At 74.8% G+C, this 16,983-nt stretch carries 14 protein-coding genes; 7 read left to right on the top strand and 7 right to left on the bottom strand.

Annotation, left to right across the window (positions count from 1 at the left end; translation table 11 throughout):
• The first annotated feature begins 18 nt into the window (after positions 1 to 18).
• From ACIBPB_RS20205 to ACIBPB_RS20185, 5 genes are all read left to right on the top strand, one after another.
• On the top strand, positions 19 to 600 hold the full coding sequence (locus tag ACIBPB_RS20205; RefSeq protein ID WP_357315015.1) for a PadR family transcriptional regulator: 582 nt from the start codon (positions 19 to 21) through the stop codon (positions 598 to 600).
• 31 nt (positions 601 to 631) lie between these two features.
• Positions 632 to 1,354 (top strand): ABC transporter ATP-binding protein, encoded by a 723-nt coding sequence (locus ACIBPB_RS20200; RefSeq protein WP_396841086.1) that lies wholly within the window; start codon positions 632 to 634, stop codon positions 1,352 to 1,354.
• Positions 1,351 to 4,047: an FtsX-like permease family protein gene (locus tag ACIBPB_RS20195; protein ID WP_396841085.1), complete on the top strand. Its 2,697-nt coding sequence runs from the start codon at positions 1,351 to 1,353 to the stop codon at positions 4,045 to 4,047. Before ACIBPB_RS20200 ends, ACIBPB_RS20195 begins: the two co-directional genes overlap by 4 nt.
• 83 nt (positions 4,048 to 4,130) lie before the next feature.
• Entirely contained in the window at positions 4,131 to 4,616 is a 486-nt protein-coding gene (locus ACIBPB_RS20190; protein WP_396841084.1) for a nitroreductase family deazaflavin-dependent oxidoreductase, read from the top strand.
• Positions 4,617 to 4,964: 348 nt separating this feature from the next.
• Positions 4,965 to 5,702, top strand: a complete 738-nt coding sequence (locus tag ACIBPB_RS20185; protein ID WP_396841083.1) for a nucleotidyltransferase domain-containing protein — start codon at positions 4,965 to 4,967, stop codon at positions 5,700 to 5,702.
• A gap of 392 nt (positions 5,703 to 6,094) precedes the next feature.
• Here ACIBPB_RS20185 and ACIBPB_RS20180 read toward each other — a convergent pair whose 3' ends face one another.
• Together ACIBPB_RS20180 and map are read right to left on the bottom strand one after the other, a co-directional pair.
• A complete protein-coding gene (locus tag ACIBPB_RS20180) occupies positions 6,095 to 6,811 on the bottom strand; it encodes a VIT1/CCC1 transporter family protein (protein WP_396841082.1) in 717 nt (238 codons plus the stop codon).
• A complete protein-coding gene (map, locus tag ACIBPB_RS20175) occupies positions 6,808 to 7,665 on the bottom strand; it encodes a type I methionyl aminopeptidase (protein WP_396841081.1) in 858 nt (285 codons plus the stop codon). Before map ends, ACIBPB_RS20180 begins: the two co-directional genes overlap by 4 nt.
• Before the next feature lie 94 nt (positions 7,666 to 7,759).
• On the opposite strand from map, the gene ACIBPB_RS20170 reads away from it, so the two are divergent.
• On the top strand, positions 7,760 to 8,074 hold the full coding sequence (locus ACIBPB_RS20170; RefSeq protein ID WP_396841080.1) for an STAS domain-containing protein: 315 nt from the start codon (positions 7,760 to 7,762) through the stop codon (positions 8,072 to 8,074).
• Between the two features lie 18 nt (positions 8,075 to 8,092).
• Here the strand turns inward: ACIBPB_RS20170 and ACIBPB_RS20165 are convergent, their stop codons facing one another.
• The 5 genes from ACIBPB_RS20165 to ACIBPB_RS20145 form a co-directional block, all read right to left on the bottom strand.
• Positions 8,093 to 11,755 carry a SpoIIE family protein phosphatase gene (locus tag ACIBPB_RS20165; protein ID WP_396841079.1) on the bottom strand — a complete coding sequence of 1,221 codons (3,663 nt, stop codon included), beginning with the start codon at positions 11,753 to 11,755 and terminating at the stop codon, positions 8,093 to 8,095.
• Positions 11,756 to 12,009: 254 nt separating this feature from the next.
• The gene (locus ACIBPB_RS20160; protein ID WP_396841078.1) at positions 12,010 to 12,738 is read right to left on the bottom strand and encodes a gamma-glutamyl-gamma-aminobutyrate hydrolase family protein; all 729 of its coding nucleotides are present in this window, start codon (positions 12,736 to 12,738) and stop codon (positions 12,010 to 12,012) included.
• Positions 12,735 to 13,502: a 3-oxoacyl-ACP reductase gene (locus ACIBPB_RS20155; protein ID WP_396841077.1), complete on the bottom strand. Its 768-nt coding sequence runs from the start codon at positions 13,500 to 13,502 to the stop codon at positions 12,735 to 12,737. Before ACIBPB_RS20155 ends, ACIBPB_RS20160 begins: the two co-directional genes overlap by 4 nt.
• Before the next feature lie 5 nt (positions 13,503 to 13,507).
• Positions 13,508 to 14,863: an aldehyde dehydrogenase family protein gene (locus ACIBPB_RS20150; protein WP_396841076.1), complete on the bottom strand. Its 1,356-nt coding sequence runs from the start codon at positions 14,861 to 14,863 to the stop codon at positions 13,508 to 13,510.
• A gap of 157 nt (positions 14,864 to 15,020) precedes the next feature.
• Entirely contained in the window at positions 15,021 to 16,385 is a 1,365-nt protein-coding gene (locus ACIBPB_RS20145; RefSeq protein WP_396841075.1) for a glutamine synthetase family protein, read from the bottom strand.
• Positions 16,386 to 16,592: 207 nt separating this feature from the next.
• Here ACIBPB_RS20145 and ACIBPB_RS20140 point away from each other — a divergent pair, with 207 nt between their 5' ends.
• Positions 16,593 to 16,973: a hypothetical protein gene (locus tag ACIBPB_RS20140; protein ID WP_396841074.1), complete on the top strand. Its 381-nt coding sequence runs from the start codon at positions 16,593 to 16,595 to the stop codon at positions 16,971 to 16,973.
• The last annotated feature ends 10 nt before the right edge of the window (positions 16,974 to 16,983 follow it).

The raw sequence follows: 16,983 nt of genomic DNA, 5'->3' as shown, positions 1-16,983 counted from the left end.
GTATGCATACTCCTGGCCATGTCGATCCGCCACGGCCTGCTCGCCCTGCTCGAGCGCGGCCAGATGTACGGCTACCAACTCCGGGCCGCCTTCGAGGAGTCGACCGGCTCGACCTGGCCGCTGAACATCGGACAGGTCTACACCACCCTGGCCCGGCTGGAACGCGACGGGCTGGTCCGCCCGCTACCGGAGAGCGAGGCCGGGCAGCGGCCGTACGAGATCACCGACGCCGGGCGGGCGGACCTGGCGCTCTGGTTCGCCACCCCGATCAGCCGCGCCGACCGTCCCCGCGACGAGCTGTCCATCAAGCTGGCCCTCGCGTTGACCACGCCCGGCGTGGACGTGCGCGCGGTCGTGCAGACCCAGCGCAGCGCGACCATCCGCGCGTTGCAGGAGTTGACCCGGTTGAAGTACGCCAGCGACAAGCCGGAGGATCTGCCCTGGCGGCTGGTGTTGGACGCGATGATCTTCCAGGCCGAGGCGGAGGTCCGCTGGCTCGACCACTGCGAGACCAGCCTGGTGCGCTTCCGGCCCGCGCCGAGCCGCCCGGCGGGCCATCCCGAGGCGGTGGACCGGACCGACGAGGCGGCTCGCCGGTGAGCCGGCGGCGCCGGCGGCGGGAGGGACCCGGATGAGCGCGGTGCTGGAACTGCGGGACGTGCACCGGACCCACGGCGGCGGGGCGACCGCGGTGCACGCCCTGCGCGGGGTCGGCCTGACCGTCTCGGCCGGCGAACTGGTCGCCGTGATGGGTCCCTCCGGCTCCGGCAAGTCCACCCTGCTGGCCCTGGCCGGCGGGCTGGACCGCCCGACCGGCGGCGACGTGCTGGTCGAGGGGGAGGCGCTGGGCGGGCTCGGCCCCCGCGAGCTGGCCCGGCTGCGCCGCCGCCGGATCGGCTACGTCTTCCAGGACCTCAACCTGATCGGCAGCCTCACCGCGGCGGAGAACGTGGCGCTGCCGCTGGAACTCGACGGCACCGGCGTACGCGCCGCCCGCCGGCTGGCGCTGGCCGCGCTCGCCGAGGTCGGCCTGGACGGGCTGGGCGACCGGTTCCCGGACCAGCTCTCCGGCGGCCAGCAGCAGCGGGTGGCGATCGCCCGGGCCCTGGTCGGCGAGCGGCGCCTGGTCCTCGCCGACGAGCCCACCGGCGCGCTCGACTCGGAGGCCGGCGAGGCGGTGCTGCACCTGCTGCGCCGCCGGGTCGACGCCGGCGCGGCGGGCGTGCTGGTCACCCACGAGGCGCGGCACGCCGGCTGGGCCGACCGGGTGGTCTTCCTCCGGGATGGGGTGCTGGTCGACTCGACGGCCCCGCTGGTCGGCGTCGAGCACCTGCTCAGCGGCAGCGGACGGTGATCCGGCAGCGGCTGGCCGGGATGCTCGGCTCATGGCGGACCGCACTGCGGATCGCCCGGCGGGAGGCCCGCCGGGCCCGGGGTCGCACCGCGCTCGTGCTGGCCATGATCGCGCTGCCCGTGCTGGCGCTGAGCTTCGTCGCGGTGAGCTACGACATGGCCCAGCTCACCCGGGCCGAGGAAATGGACCGGCGGCTCGGCGCGGCCGACGCGGAGCTGCGCTGGGTGGCGGCGAGCCCGGTACGTCAGGACGCCTGGGGCGAGGGCTACGGCGCGGCCGAGGGCGAGGGCGAGCCGGTGCCGCGGACCCGCCCGGTGACCGCCGACGAGATCCGCTCGCTCCTGCCCGCCGGCAGCCGAGTCTCGCTGCTGCGCCGGTGGGTCCCGTTCGAGGTGCGCGTCGACGGCCGGATCGTCGGCATCGACGCCCGGTCCGTCGACCTGGCCGACCCGATCACCCGCCCGCTGGCGGCGCTGCGCGACGGCCGGCGGCCGAGCGCCCCGGACGAGATCGCGGTCAGCCCGCGCCTGCTGCACCGGCTCGGCGTGCAGCTCGGCCACCGGGTGTGGACCACCGACGGCACCGGCTACACGGTGGTCGGGGTGGTGGAGTTCCCGGACAACCTGCGCGAGGTCGTGGCGCTCCGGCCGGAGCCGCCCGCCGCCCCGCCCCGCGACGAGAGCTGGCTGGTGGACCTGCCCGGACCGGTCGACCGGGCGCTGGTCGACCGGCTGAACGCCCGCGGCATCGTGGTCACCGCCCGGGCCCCGGTGCCCGGGCGGGACCCGGTCTACACCGGCCCGGGGCTGCCCGACGCGGAGCAGACCGGCACCGCCGTCCTGGTGAGCGGACTGGGGCTGCTCGAGGTGGTCCTGCTGGTCGGACCGGCCTTCGCCGTGGCGGTACGCCGGCGCCGCCGGGACCTCGCCCTGGTGGCGGTGGCCGGCGGCGACGCCGCACACCTGCGCCGGATCGTGCTCGCCGACGGGGTGGTGCTCGGCGCCGGCGGGGCGGCGCTCGGACTGCTGATCGGGGTCGGCGCGGCGCTCGCCGGCCGCCCGCTGGTCGAGCAGTACCTGGTCCAGCAGCGCTTCGGCGGGTACCGGATCTTCCCGGCGGCGCTGGCGGCGATCGCCGCGGTGGCGGTGCTGGCCGGGGTGCTGGCGGCGCTCGCCCCGGCCTGGACGGCGGCCCGGCAGGACGTGGTGGCCGGCCTCGCGGGCCGCCGGGAACCACCCCGGCACCGGCTGCGCTGGCTGGTGCTCGGCGTGCTGCTCACCATCGCCGGCGCCGCGGTCGCCGCACTGGGCAGCGGCCGCAGCACCCCGTCCGTGGTGCTGACCGGGCTGATCCTCGGTGAGCTGGGCCTGGTCTGCTGCACCCCGACGCTGGTCGGGCTGCTGGCCCGGCTGGGCCGGCTGCTGCCGCTGACGCCCCGGCTCGCGCTGCGCGACGCCAGCCGCAACCGGTCCTCGGCCGCCCCGGCCATCTCGGCGGTGATGGCGGCGGTGGCCGGCAGCGTCGCCCTCGGCGTCTACGTGGCCAGCGACGACGCCCGCAGCCAGGCCGCCTGGCAGCCCGGGCTGCCGCCCGGCAACGTGGTGCTGATCCGCGACGACCTGCCCGAGACCGGGCCACTGCCGGCCGTCGACGAGGTCGCCCAGCGGGTCCAGGCGGTGCTGCCGGGCGCCCCGGTCGTCCCGCTCGCCACCCCCGGCTGCGCCCACCCCGCCGGCCCGGACGACTACTGCGCGGTCAACACCGTGCTGCCGCCAGAGCAGAGCTGCCCGTACGACCTCTGGAAGGAGGACCGCCCCGGGCGGGAACGGGCCCTCGACGATCCCCGCTGCGTCCAGCCGTACCGGGAACCGAGCGACATCGGCCTGACCTCCGTGGTCGACGACGGCGCCACCCTCACCGCGCTCACCGGCGCCCCGCCCGACGAGGTGGCCGCCGCCACCCGGACGCTGCGGGCCGGCGGGGTCGTGGTCACCGACCCCCGGCGGGTGGTGGACGGTCGGGTGACCATCGAGATCAGCCGCGGTTCCGGGGCCCCCACGGTCAGCCGCGCGCTGCCCGGGTACGCGCTGCGCGGCGGGCTCCCCGTCGAGCGGCTCGTCCTCTCCCCGGCCGCGGCGGCCGTGGTCGGTCTGGTCGGGGACCCGCTCGGCTACCTGGTCGACCCGGACCGCCCGCCCACCGACCAGGAGCGGGACCGGCTCGCCGCCGAACTGTCCGAGGTGGCCCCGCTCACGGTGCAGGTGTCCACCGAGGCGCCGCCGTCCAACCAGCGCCCGCTGCTGATCCTGCTGGCCGTCGCCTCCGGTGTGATCACCCTGGGCGCGGCCGGCGTGGCCACCGGCCTGGCCGCCGCCGAGGGCCGCCGGGACCTGTCCACGCTCGCCGCGGTCGGCGCCGATCCCCGGGTACGCCGGCTGCTCTCGCTCTGCCAGGCCGGGGTCATCGCGGTGCTCGGATCGGCGCTCGGCATCGCCGCCGGCCTCGGCTCGGTGGCCATCATCCTGCTCTCCCTCAACCGGCAGTACGCCCGACTCTGGCCGGCCCCGGAGCCGTACCCGCTGGTGGTGCCGGGGCTGACCCTGGCGGTGCTGGTGGTGGTGCCGCTGGTGGCCATGCTCGGGGCGGGCCTGCTCACCCGGTCCCGGCTGCCGGTCGAGCGCCGGCTGGACTGAGCCGGCCCGCCCGGACCGGCGAGGACTGCCGCGCGGCCGGCCGGGGACTGTCGCGCGGGGCGCGCGGCCGGCACACTGGTCGGGTGTCCGCCCTGGGAACCCTCACCCGCCGCCTCGGTCACCAGAAGTGGTTCGGCGCCACCATGCGCCTGCTCGTCCCCGCCGACCGGCTGGTCGGCCGGTTGACGAAGGGCCGGGTGGTCGCGTTCGGCCTGGTGCCCTCGCTGGTCCTGACCACCACCGGCCGCCGCTCCGGCAAGCCGCGCAGCAACCCCCTGCTGTACGTGCCGGACGGCGACGCGTACGTGGTGATCGGCTCGAACTGGGGCCAGCAGCACCAGCCCGCCTGGTCACTGAACCTGCTCGCCCAGCCGGCCGCCGAGATCGACGTCCGGGGCCGCCGGATCCCGGTCCGCGCGGAGCAGATCAGCGGCGAGGAACGGGAACGGCTCTTCGCCCGGCTGGTCGCCGAGTGGCCGGCGTACCGCACCTACGTGGAACGGGCCGGCGGCCGGGAGATCCGGGTGTTCCGCCTGATCCCGACCGACAGCCCAGCGCCGTCGGCCTGACCGGACCACCGCCGGACCGGATCCCGGCGGGCACCAGCGTCGGGCAACCCGCGGCCGGGCCGACGGGCACCGGCCTGACCTGCCCCGAACGGACGACGGGCGTCGACGCAGCCCTGCCCACACCGACCGACCCACGGCAACGCCGCCCCGCTGCGGGGCGTCCCCGGCTGGCGCGGCGTCCCCGGCTGGCGCGCCCGTTCCCGGGTGACGCGGCGTCCCCGGGTGACGCGGCGTCCCCGGGTGACGCGGCGTCCCCGGATGACGGCCGGGCGCGGCGGAGGGCCGGGGGCCCGGAGCCTGGCTAGGGTGGTGGACGGTCGATGCAGGCCGGCGGATCGGAGGTGGGCCGTGGACGCCAGGGACGCCGAACTGGAGACCGACCGGCACCTGGATGACCCCCGGTGGCGAGTCGCCGAGCGGGTCACCGAGGCGGCGCTGCGCCGGTTCGCGGCCGACCTGCTCGCCGTGGCCGTGCACGGCCCGCTGGCCCACGGCGACGACGACGGCGGCGGAGACGGCGAGGTGGGCCTGCTGCTGGTCACCTACCGTCCGGGCGGCGGGCCGGCGCCGGCCACCCGTCGGGTGGACGGGGTGCTGGTCGACCTCACCGTGGCCGCGGCCGACGACTACCTGCGGCAGGCCCGCGCCATCACCCCACGCTGGCCGCTGGCCGCCGACCGGTACGTCACCACCCGTGCGTTGCACGACCCGACCGGTTGGCTGCGGACCCTGCGCGACGAGCACCTGGCCCGGCTGGCCCGGGCCCGGCCGGCCGAGTTCACCGCCGCCGCCCGTCAAGCGTGGTACCGGGGCAGCGCGGCGCACGCCCGCGCGCTCCGACTCGCCGAGTGGTACGAGACCGACCAGGCGCTGCTCATGCTCGGCGAGGCGCGGCTGGCCGCGGCCACCGTGCAGGGGCTGTTCAGCCGCACCTACTTCCGCGACCCGGGCGACGCGGTCCGGCGTACCGGGCTGGCCGGGGCGGACATGACCGAGGTGGGCGCGGTGCTGGCCCGGCAGGCCGAGGAGTTGGCCGCCCGGGGCCACCCGATTGACGGCACCGTCACCGACCTCCTCACCAACTGACACCCCAGCCCGCCCTGGCCTGGCCTGGCGCAGCCCAGCCCGCCCTGCCCGGCCCGGGATGCGGCAAGTCGCGGCTTCGCCAGCCTCGCCCGACCCCGACTGCGGCAAATCGGGGCCTCGCCAGCCGCGGAAGCCCCGATTTGCCGCAACCCGAGTCGATCATGCGAGAGGTCGCGGGCTTGGCCGGCCACCGAGAGGCCACTTCGCCGCGAATCGAGTGGATCACACGACAGGTCCCGGCCCCGGCCGGACGCCGAAGCACCCAATCGCCGCAACCCGGGTCGAGCACACGACGAATTGCGGCCACTGCCGGACATGGATGGGCCGTCTCGCCGCAACCCGAGTGGATCACCCGGCACGGCTGCGCGGCGGGGCGGCGGGGCGGTGTGGCGTCAGCCGATTCCGCCCTGGATGCCGATCAGGGCGCCCACGAGGTAGGTCGCGCCGGCGGCGAGGGCGCCCAGCAGGAGCTGCCGCAGGCCGCCGGACCACCAGGGCCGGTTGGTGAAGCGGGCGACGATCGCGCCGGCCACGAAGAGCCCCACTCCGCCGACGGCGAGCGCCAGCCAGAGGTGGGTGAAGCCGACCAGGTAGCTCAGCAGGGGCACCAGCGCCCCGATGGAGAAGCAGAGGAACGACGAGACCGTCGCCGCCCACGGGCTGGGCTGCTCGTCGGGGTCGACGCCCAACTCCTCCCGGACGTGCACCCGCAGCGCCTCCTCCGGGTTGCGCCGGACCGCCTCGGCCACCTGCGTGGCGAGATCCCTGGGCAGGCCGCGAGCCACCCAGGCGTCGGCCAGCTCACGGGCCTCGGCCTCCGGGTGGCGTTCCAGCTCGCGCCGTTCCTTGGCCACCTCGGCGGCCACCTGCTCGTTGGCGGACCGGACGCTGGTGTACTCGCCCAGCCCCATCGAGATGGCGCCCGCGACCAGGCCGGCGGTGCCGGTGAGCACGACGCTGCGCGGCGAGACCCCGCCGCCGCCGACGCCGGCGATCAGGGCGATGTTGGTGACCAGGCCGTCCATCGCGCCGAACACGGCGGGCCGCAGCCAGCCGCCGGACACGTCCGCGTGGTGCGCCTCGCGCAGCGCCGCCGGGGTCTCGGTCACGGCAGGGTCAGGATCTCGTAGCCGTCGTCGGTCACGACGATGGTGTGCTCGAACTGCGCCGTCCACCGGCGGTCCTTGGTGACCACCGTCCAGCCGTCCTCCCACATGTCGTACTGGTGGGTGCCCAGCGTGATCATCGGCTCGATGGTGAACGTCATCCCGGGCTCCATCAGGTCGGTGGGGCGCGGGCTGTCGTAGTGCGGCACGTACAGGCCGCTGTGGAAGGACTCGCCGATGCCGTGGCCGGTGAAGTCGCGCACCACCCCGTAGCCGAACCGCTTGGCGTACGACTCGATGACCCGCCCGATCACGTTGATCTGCCGGCCCGGAGCGACCGCCTTGATGCCGCGCATCATGGCCTCGTGGGTCCGCTCGACGAGCAGCCGGGCCTCCTCGCTCACCTCGCCCACGCAGAAGGTGGCGTCGGTGTCCCCGTGCACGCCGTTCAGGTACGCGGTGACGTCCACGTTGATGATGTCGCCGTCCTCGAGCACGGTCGAGTCCGGGATGCCGTGGCAGATCACCTCGTTGAGGCTGGTGCAGCAGGACTTCGGGAAGCCCTTGTAGCCCAACGTCGACGGGTACGCGCCGTTGTCGCAGAGGAACTCGTGGACCACCTTGTCGATCTCGTCGGTGGTCACCCCCGGCTTGCAGTGCTCACCCGCCAGCTGGGTGGCCTGGGCGGCGAGTTTGGCCGCGAGCCGCATCTTCTCGATGGTCTCCGGCGTCTGTACGTGCGAGCCGCGCCACTCCTGCGGACGCTTCTTGCCCACGTACTCGGGGCGCGGGATGTGGGCGGGTACCGCTCGCCACGGGGAGAGCGTGCCAGGGGTCAGCGGCGCACGGACGGTCATGGCTCCAGCCTATCGCCGCGGGCCGGGTGACCCCGGCCACGGCCGGCCCGCGGGCATTGTTGCCGCCCCGCAACCGCTGTGCCATTGTTGCTGCGTGGATCAAGGGGCCGCACCTCCCGTCTTCTCCGCCACCGCGGAGGTCGACGGTGACCGGCTTCGGGTCGTGGTGGTGGGTGAGGTCGACATGGCCAGCGCCGACACCATGCTCCGGACCGTCCTCGGTGAGCCGGCCGAGCACGTCACGCTCGACCTGCACGGGGTCACCTTCTTCGATTCGGCCGCCATCCACGCGGTGGTCCGGCTGGCGCAGCGGCTCCCCGGCGCGCTGACCGTGCTGCCGTCCCGTCAGGTCCGGCGGGTGCTCGACATCGCCGGGCTCGGCGAGCAGGAATGGCTGCGCCCCAACTGACCTGCCGGCCCGCCGCGGTCAGTCCGACAGCCGGCGGCGCAGGGTCACCTCGGTGCCCCGGTCGGTACGGGTCACGGCCAGTTCGCCGAGCGCCTGGATCAACGCCAGCCCCCGGCCCCGGAAGGTCGATCCGCTCGACTCCCGCCAGCGGCCGCTGTCCCGGACGGTGGCGGTCACCGTGCCGTCGGCGATGGTGACGTCGACCTCGATCACCGGCTCCACCGGGGACACCGGGTGCTCGATGGCGTTCGCGGCGGCCTCGGAGATCGCCACGGTCAGGTCGAACAGGTCGTTCTCGCCGACCTGGTGGGCGACGAGGAAGTTCTCCAGCCGCTTGCGCAGCACGCTGAGCCGGGTCGGGTCGGCGGGCAGCCGCAGGCTGAACCGGTTCAACTCGGCCGCCTCCAGCGCCAGCACCGCCACGTCGTCGTGCCGGGGCCGCCCGGTCACCCGCCGCACCACCGCGTCGACCAGGTCGGACACGTGCCCGGCCCGGGCGGTCGCGTCCGACCGGAGCTGGTCCAGGCCGGCGTCGATGCCGCTGCGCCGGTCCTCGATCAGGCCGTCGGTGTAGAGCAGCAGCCGCTCACCGGGGGCCAGGTCGCCATCGAGGGTCCGGTACTCGGCCTGGGGGATCGCGCCGATCGGCGGCCCGAGGGCCCGGTCGTGCAGGAACGTCACGTCCGCTCCCCTTACCAGCAGCGGCGACGGGTGTCCGGCGCTGGCGTAGCGCAGCCGGCCGGTGCGCGGCGAGAACCAGAGGCAGACCACGGTGGCGAACGAACCGCCCTCGGTGGAGCAGACCAGGTGGTTGAGGCGGGTCAGCGCCCCGCCCGGGTCGAAGCCCTCCAGCACGTACGCGCGCAACGCGTTGCGGAGCTGGCCCATGGCGGCGGCGGCCCGCACGCCCTTGCCGACCACGTCGCCGATCACCAGCACCAGCTCGTCGTCGGGGGCGCGGATCACGTCGTACCAGTCGCCGCCGATCTCGACGTCGGCGCTGCCCGGCAGGTAGCGGCTGGCCACCACGGCGCCGGGCAGCTGCGGCAGCGTACGCGGCAGCAGGCTGTGCTGGAGGGTGGTGGCGATCCGGTGCTCGGCCTCGTAGAGCTGGGCGTTCTCCAGCCGTACGCCGACCAGCCGGGCCAGCTCGGTGAGCACCGCCTGTTCGGTGCCGCCGCCCTCCCGCCGCCAGACCCGCAGCTCGCCGAGCTGCTCGTCGGTGGTGCCGGTCAGCGGCAGCACCACCGACGGCTCGGTGGAGACGTCCCCGCCGCCGTCCGCCTCGAAGCGCGCCCCGGTGGCGGTGACCACCACCCGGCCGGCCTCGGCCAGGCTGAGCGCGTGCCGCGCCGCGACCTGCACCACGTCGGCGGTGGACCGGGCGGTGTTGACCGCCACGGCGGCGTCGGCGAGCGCCCGCAGCCGGCGGATGATCTGGCCCCGGAGCTGGCCCAGCTCGACGTTGGCCCGGACCCGGGCGATCAGCTCCTGGCTGGAGAAGGGCTTGGTCAGGTAGTCGTCCGCGCCGACCGCCAGCCCGGCGACCTCCTCGGCCGCGCCGGCCCGGGCGCTGAGCAGCACGATCGGCACGTGCCGGGTGGCCGGGTTGGCGCGCAGCGCGGTGACCAGCCCGAAGCCGTCCAGCCGGGGCATCATCACGTCGGTCAGCACCAGGTCGAACGGGGCGTCGACGGCCAGCCGCAGCGCCTCCACCCCGTCCGGCACGGCGACCACCTCGTACGCCGGGGAGAGCAGCCGGCTGACGTGCTCGCGCAGGTCGGCGTTGTCGTCGACGAGCAGGATCCGGCCCGAGCCCGCCACGGTGCCGGTCGCCTCCGGCAGGCCGGCCGGCCGGCTCACCTCGTCGGTCCAGAGCGTGGTCTCGGCGACGTAGAGCCGGGCCTGTTCCGGCTCGCGCAACGGCACCGGGGCGAGCGCCGACACCCGGTCCGCGGGCAGGTGCCCGTAGCCGAAGGGAATCGTCACGGTGAAGGTGGTGCCCTCGTCGACGACGCTGTCCGCGCGGACCGTGCCGCCGTGCATCTCGACCAGCTCGCGGACCAGGGCCAGGCCGATGCCGGTGCCCTCGTAGGTGCGGGCGCGGGAGCCGGGCACCCGGTGGAAGCGCTCGAAGACCTGCGGCAGCTGCTCCGGCGCGATGCCGACGCCGGTGTCGCGCACCGTCAGCACGGCGGCGCCGTCGCGGGCCCGGACCACGACCTCGATCTCCCCGTCGAAGGTGAACTTCACGGCGTTGGAGACCAGGTTGAGCACGATCTTCTCCCACATGTCCCGGTCCACGTAGACGGGCGCGGGCAGCGGCGGGCAGTCCACCACGAGGCGCAGCCCGGCCCGCTCGGTGACGGAGCGGAAGGTGCTGGCCAGCCGGGCCGTGAAGTCGGCCAGGTCGGTGGGCTGGTAGCGGGCGGCCAGCCGCCCGGACTCCAGCCGGGAGAAGTCCAGCACGGTGTTGACCAGCTTGAGCAGGCGCAGCGCGTTGCGGTGCGTCATGGTCAACCGCTCGAGGTACGCCGGCGGCAGCGCCGGGTCGACGAGCAGGTCCTCCAGCGGGCCGAGGACCAGGGTGAGCGGGGTCCGGAACTCGTGGCTGACGTTGGCGAAGAAGTTGGTCTTGGCCTGGTCCAGGGCGGCCAGCTCGGCGGCCCGGGCGCGCTCCTGCTCGTACGCCCGCTGCTTGCCGACGGCGCGGGAGACCTGGGCGGCGACCAGGTCGATGAAGTCGCGGTAGTCGTCGGTGAAGGGCAACCGGCGGGCCACCCCGAGCAGCAGCACCCCGGCCGGCTCGTTGGTGGCGACCAGCGGCAGCACCAGGGCCCGGTCGGCGGCGTCTGGCGGCACCTGGCCGAGCAGGTCGGCCACCGACACCCAGTACGGCGCGTCTGGGGTCGACCCGTCGCCCGTCGGGGGCGGTCCCCCGGCGACCAGGCCGGTCTCGACCCCGGCGCACCCGGCCAGCGCCGGCACGCCCGTCTCGTCGTGCAGCCAGACGGCGCTGAACGGCACGTCGGCGCGGTGCGCGTCGAGCACCCGGGCGACCGTGCGACCCAGCTCCACGCCGCCCTGCACGTCGGCCAGCTCGGTGCCCAGTTCGGCGAGGGCACGCAGCCGGCGCTCGCCGAGCACCCGGCCGGTGGTCTCGTTGACGAAGCAGAACACCCCGTTGACGGTGCCGTCGGCCTCCCGGATCGGGTCGTACGAGATGTCGAAGTAGACGTCCTCCAGGAAGCCGTGCCGGTTGAGCAGGAACGGATGGTTCTCGCCGCGGTACGGCTCACCGGTGCGGCGTACCCCGTCCAGCAGCGGCCCGAGCACGTCCCAGGTCTCCGCCCAGTACCGCCGGGCGGGCTGGCCGAGCACCGCCGGGTGCTTGTCCCCGATGGTGGGCCGGTAGGCGTCGTTGTAGAAGGCCAGGTGCTCCTCGCCCCAGAAGAGCACGATCTGGGCCCGGGACGAGAGCATGGTGCTGACCGCGTGGCCGAGCGCCGCGGGCCAACTGTCCGGGGTGCCGAGCGCGCTGGTGGACCAGTCGAAGCCGCCCAGCCGCTCGCCCATCTCACCACCGGCGGCGAACGCCGCGGCGAGCAGTGCCGGCAGTTGTGCTTCCCCGGTCCCCGAGGACGAACGACGAACGTCCCCGCCCCCCTGGGCCGAGCCCATGCAGCCTCCCGATCCGGGCAGTTCACGACGACCGGCAGGCGCGCCGGTCGTCCCCGCCTTCTACCCCGGCGGAGGAGCAACGTAACGCATGGCGGCCCGGGGTCGCTTGCTACTCCCGCCTCATCCTGGCTCAACCCCGGCCGGGGTGCGAGTCGAGCGGGGCGCGGCGCCACGACCAGCCGCGATCCAGCGCCCAGGGCCCTTGGCGCCGCGAGCGGCCCGGCTCCGCCGCGATGCCCGGGGTGTGATCCCGGCTACACCGGACCGTCCCGACCGGCGGCGGCGCGGACCAGGGCGGCCACCGGGCGGGGATCCGGGTCGTGTTCCGGATGCCACTGCACCCCGAGCAGGAAGCGCCGGCGCGGATCCTCGACGGCCTCCACCACGCCGTCGTCGGCCCACCCGGTCACCACCAGGCCGCCCGGATCGGCCACCCCCTGATGGTGGTACGAGTTGACCCGGTCCACCCCGGCCATCACCGTCCCGGCCAAGGTGCCCGGGGCGAACCGGACCGGGTGCGAGCCGTACACCCCGGGGGCGGGGCGGTGGCCGTCGTGGCCCAGCACGTCGGGCAGGTGCTGGTGCAGCGCGCCGCCGTGCGCGACCGCGAGCAGCTGCATCCCCCGGCAGACGCCGAGCACCGGCAGGTCGACCTCGAGCGCGCCGGCCAGCAGGGCCAGCTCCCCGGCGTCCCGGTCCGGCCGGCTCTCGGTGCGCGGGTCGGGCGGCGAGCCGTACCGCTCCGGGCCGACGTCGGCGCCACCGGCCAGCAGCAGCCCGTCCAGCACCCGCAGCACGTCGGCGTCGGTGTCGTCGGGCGGCAGCACCACGGCCCGCCCGCCCGCCGCGGTCACCGCCTGGACGTACGCCCGGGGCACCAGCACCGCGGGCACGTCGCGCCACACCGCCCAGCCGGCGGGCTCGGCGTACGCGGTGATCCCGATCAGCGGCCGACGCGCCGGAGGGCGGGTCCTCGCGGTCACAGCGGGGTGACGTACGCGCCGGTGATGCCGCCGTCCACCACGAACTGCGCGGCGGTCATGAACGAGGCGTCGTCGCTGGCCAGGAAGGCGACCGCGGCGGCGATCTCCTCGGGGTTGCCGAACCGGCCCATCGGCACGTGGACCAGGCGGCGGGCGGCCCGTTCCGGGTCCTTGGCGAAGAGCTCCAGCAGCAGCGGGGTGGCGACCGGGCCGGGGCAGAGCGCGTTGACCCGGATGCCCTCCCGGGCGAACTGCACACCCAGCTCCCGGGTCATCGCCAGCACCCCGCCCTTGCTGGCGGTGTAGGCGATCTGCGAGGTGGCCGCGCCCATCAGCGCCACGAACGAGGCGGTGTTGATGATCGAGCCCTTGCCCTGCCGGCGCATGTGCGGGATGGCGTACTTGCAGCACAGGTAGACGCTCGTGGTGTTGACCCGCAGCACCCGCTCCCAGGCGTCCAGCCCGGTCTCCAGGATGGAGTCGTCGTCCGGCGGCGAGATGCCGGCGTTGTTGAACGCCACATCCACCCGGCCGTGCCGGTGCGCCACCCCGTCGAAGAGGTCCCGCACCGCCGCCTCGTCGGACACGTCGGCCGCGACGAACTCCCCGCCCACCTCCGCGGCGGCCCGCTCGCCCGCCCCGGCGTCGATGTCCACGCAGACCACCCGCGCACCCTCGGCCGCGAAGCGGCGGACGGTGGCCAGCCCGATCCCGCTGCCCGCGCCGGTCACCACCGCTACCCGGTCCGTCAGTCGACCCTGCACTCTGCTCACTCCTCCGTGCTGATGAACACGTTCTTGACGTCGGTGAAGGCGTGCAACGCGTCCGGACCCAGCTCCCGGCCGAGGCCGGAGCGCTTCATCCCGCCGAACGGGGTCCAGTAGCGCACCGAGGAGTGCGAGTTGACGCTGAGGTTGCCCGACTCGACCGCCCGGGCCACCCGGATCGCCCGGCCCACGTCCCGGGTCCAGATCGAGCCGGAGAGGCCGTACTCGGTGTCGTTGGCCAGCCGGATCGCGTCGGCCTCGTCGTCGAACGGCAGCACCGAGACCACCGGGCCGAAGATCTCCTCCCGCCAGTGCCGGTCCGCCGGGGAGTCGGCGAGCAGCACGGTCGGGGCGTACCAGAAGCCGGGGCCGTCCGGGCAGGTGCCGGTGAAGGCCACCGTCGCCCCGTCGACGTACCCGGCGACCCGGTCCCGGTGCCCGGCGGAGATCAGCGGGCCCATCTCGGCGGTCTCGGCGGCCGGGTCCTCGACCCGGAACGCGCGCACGGCCGGCTCGAGCAGCTCCAGGAAGCGGTCGTACACCGGACGCTGGACCAGGATCCGGGACCGGGCGCAGCAGTCCTGGCCGGCGTTGTCGAAGACGGCGTACGGCGCGGTGGCCGCCGCCTTTCCCAGGTCGGCGTCGGCGAAGACCAGGTTCGCCGACTTGCCGCCCAGCTCGAGGGTGACCCGCTTCACCTGGGCGGCGCAGCCGGCCATGATCCGGGTACCGACCTCGGTGGAGCCGGTGAAGCAGACCTTGCGGACCGCCGGGTGGGTGACGAACCGCTCGCCCACCACGCTGCCGGGCCCGGGCAGGACGGTGAAGACGCCCTCCGGCAGGCCGGCCTCGAGAGCCAGCTCGGCCAGGCGCAGCGCGGTCAGCGGGGTCAGCTCGGCCGGTTTGAGCACGACGGTGTTGCCGGCCGCGAGGGCCGGGGCGAACCCCCAGCCGGCGATCGGCATCGGGAAGTTCCACGGCACGATCACCCCGACCACGCCGAGCGGCTCGTGGAAGGTGACGTCGAGCCCGCCGGGCACCGGGATCTGCCGGCCGGTCAGCCGCTCCGGCGCGCCCGCGTAGTAGTCGAGCACGTCACGGACGTTGCCGGCCTCCCACCGCGCGTTGCCGATGGTGTGCCCGGCGTTGCGCACCTCCAGCAGCGCCAGCTCCTCCCGGTGCGCGTCCACCACCGCGGCGAACCGCCGCAGCAGCCGGGCCCGGTCCCCCGGAGCCACCGCCCGCCAGGACTCGAAGGCCCGTGCCGCCCGCCCGATCGCGGCATCGGTCTCACCGACCGACGCTCCCGCCACCGTCGCCAGCACCTGCCCACTGGCCGGCTCCCAAACCTCACCCACGCCGCCCCCTCCCCCTCTCCCTCTCCCTCTCCCTCTCCCGCTCAAATGCGTCGATCATGGAGTTGTGGCACCGAACAGAAGCCGCCAACGGTGCGATCCGGGCGCCACAACTCCATGATCGACGGAGTTGGCGGGGGGCGGGGGCGGGGGTGGGGGGTTAGAGGCGTTCGAAGCCACGGGTGAGCTCCCAGTCGGTGACCGCGGCGTCGAAGGCGGCGAGTTCGACCCGGGCGTGGTTGGCGTAGTGCGCGACGACCTCCTCGCCGAAGGCGTCCCGGGCCACCGCCGAGTCCTGCCAGAGGACGAGGGCGTCGCGCAGCGTGCCGGGGACGCGCTCGGCTCCAGCGTCGTCGTAGGCGTTGCCGGTGCACTCGTCGCCCGGCTCCAACTCCTGCTCGATGCCGTGCACCGCCCCGGCCACCAGCGCGGCGATCGCCAGGTACGGGTTGACGTCCGCCCCGGGCACCCGGTTCTCCACCCGCATCCCCTGGCCGTGCCCCACCAGGCGCAGCGCGCAGGTGCGGTTGTCGGTGCCCCAGCGCAGCGCCGTCGGGGCGAACGAGCCCGGCTGGTAGCGCTTGTAGGAGTTGATGTTCGGCGCGAACAGGATGCTGAACTCGCGCATGGTGGCGAGCAGCCCGGCCAGCACCCGCCGCCCGGTCACGCTCAGGTGCGCCGGCCCGTCGCCCAGCATCGCCGACGAGCCGGCGGCGTCCCGCAGCGAGAAGTGGATGTGGCAGGAGTTGCCCTCCCGCTCGTTCGGCTTGGCCATGAACGTGATCGACATGCCCTCCTGGGCGGCGATCTCCTTCGCCCCGTTCTTGTAGATCACGTGATGGTCGGCGCACCGCACCGCCTCGTCGTAGCGGAAGGCGATCTCGTGCTGGCCGAGGTTGCACTCGCCCTTCGCGCTCTCCGGGGTCAGCCCCGCGCCGGCCATCTCCCGGCGGATCCGGCGCAGCAGCGGCTCCACCCGGGCGGTGCCGAGCAGCGAGTAGTCGACGTTGTACTGGTTGGCCGGGGTCAGGTCGCGGTAACCGCGCCGCCACGCCTCCTCGTACGAGTCGCGACAGAGCACGAACTCCAGCTCGGTGCCGGCGTACGCGGTCAGCCCGTGCGCGGCCAGCCGGTCGAGCTGACGGCGCAGGATCTGCCGGGGCGAGGCGACCACCGGGCCGGAGCCGTCCAGCCACTCCAGGTCCGCCAGAAGCAGCACGCTGCCCGGCTGCCACGGCATCCGGCGCAGGGTGTCCAGGTCGGGTTTCATGGCGAAGTCGCCGTAGCCGCGCTCCCAGCTCGACATCGCGTACCCGTCGACGGTGTTCATCTCCACGTCGACCGCGAGCAGGTAGTTGCAGCCCTCGCTGCCGTGCGTGACGACCTGGTCCAGGAAGTAGGGGGCGTGGAACCGTTTGCCCTGCAGGCGCCCCTGCATGTCGGTGAGGGCGAGCACCACCGTGTCGATCTCGCCCTCGGCGACGGCGACGCGCAACTGTTCCAGCGTGAGCGGGGCTCTCTTCATCGGCGCGCCTCCATCACCAAGGTCTACTGGCAGAACCGGATCACCGTCAATGCCCCCTGCGGCCACCGTCGCAAACGCGATCGGCCGGACGCCGGAGCCGGGCCGGTCGCCGACGCCCCCGGACGCCGGTCGGGCACCGCTACCGGCCGGCGACGCCGGTTCGCTCGGGTCGTTCGTTTCCCTGGCCGCGCGGCATAGAATTCGCCAGTGGACACACCGGCCCGCACACCTCGGGTGCTCGTGCTCGGACTGGACCCCTACCGGGTGCCCGGGCCCTGGGACCCGAAGCCGGTGGCGGACGGCATCGAAGCCGGACGGAGCCGCTTCACGGAACACGGCGTCCCGGCCGAGTTCTGCCTGGTCGGTCTCGACGGCAGCGACGACATACCGGCCGTCATCACCGCCGCGCTCCGGGCGCACCCCTGGGACTGCGTCGTGATCGGCGGGGGCGTCCGCAATCAACTGGACCTGTTCGAACGCGTGGTCAACCTGGTCCACCGGCACGCGCCCGGGGCGGCGATCGCCTTCAACACCACCCCGACGGACACCTTCGAGGCAGCCGCCCGCTGGGTGGAGCTTCCCGGCTGACCGGGCGGAC

The sequence above is a fragment of the Micromonospora sp. NPDC049836 genome (assembly GCF_044465125.1).
In the GTDB taxonomy this organism is placed as follows: domain Bacteria; phylum Actinomycetota; class Actinomycetes; order Mycobacteriales; family Micromonosporaceae; genus Micromonospora.
This window is presented reverse-complemented; position numbering and strand designations above follow the sequence as displayed.

What these genes read in the sequence shown, in the direction of transcription:
- ACIBPB_RS20205 (WP_357315015.1), top strand. Translation starts at nt 19, where the DNA reads ATGTCGATCCGCCACGGCCTGCTCGCCCTGCTCGAGCGCGGCCAGATG.
- ACIBPB_RS20200 (WP_396841086.1), top strand. Translation starts at nt 632, where the DNA reads ATGAGCGCGGTGCTGGAACTGCGGGACGTGCACCGGACCCACGGCGGC.
- map (WP_396841081.1), bottom strand. Translation starts at nt 7,665, where the DNA reads ATGACCGTCCGTGCGCCGCTGACCCCTGGCACGCTCTCCCCGTGGCGA.
- ACIBPB_RS20165 (WP_396841079.1), bottom strand. Translation starts at nt 11,755, where the DNA reads ATGGGCTCGGCCCAGGGGGGCGGGGACGTTCGTCGTTCGTCCTCGGGG.
- ACIBPB_RS20145 (WP_396841075.1), bottom strand. Translation starts at nt 16,385, where the DNA reads ATGAAGAGAGCCCCGCTCACGCTGGAACAGTTGCGCGTCGCCGTCGCC.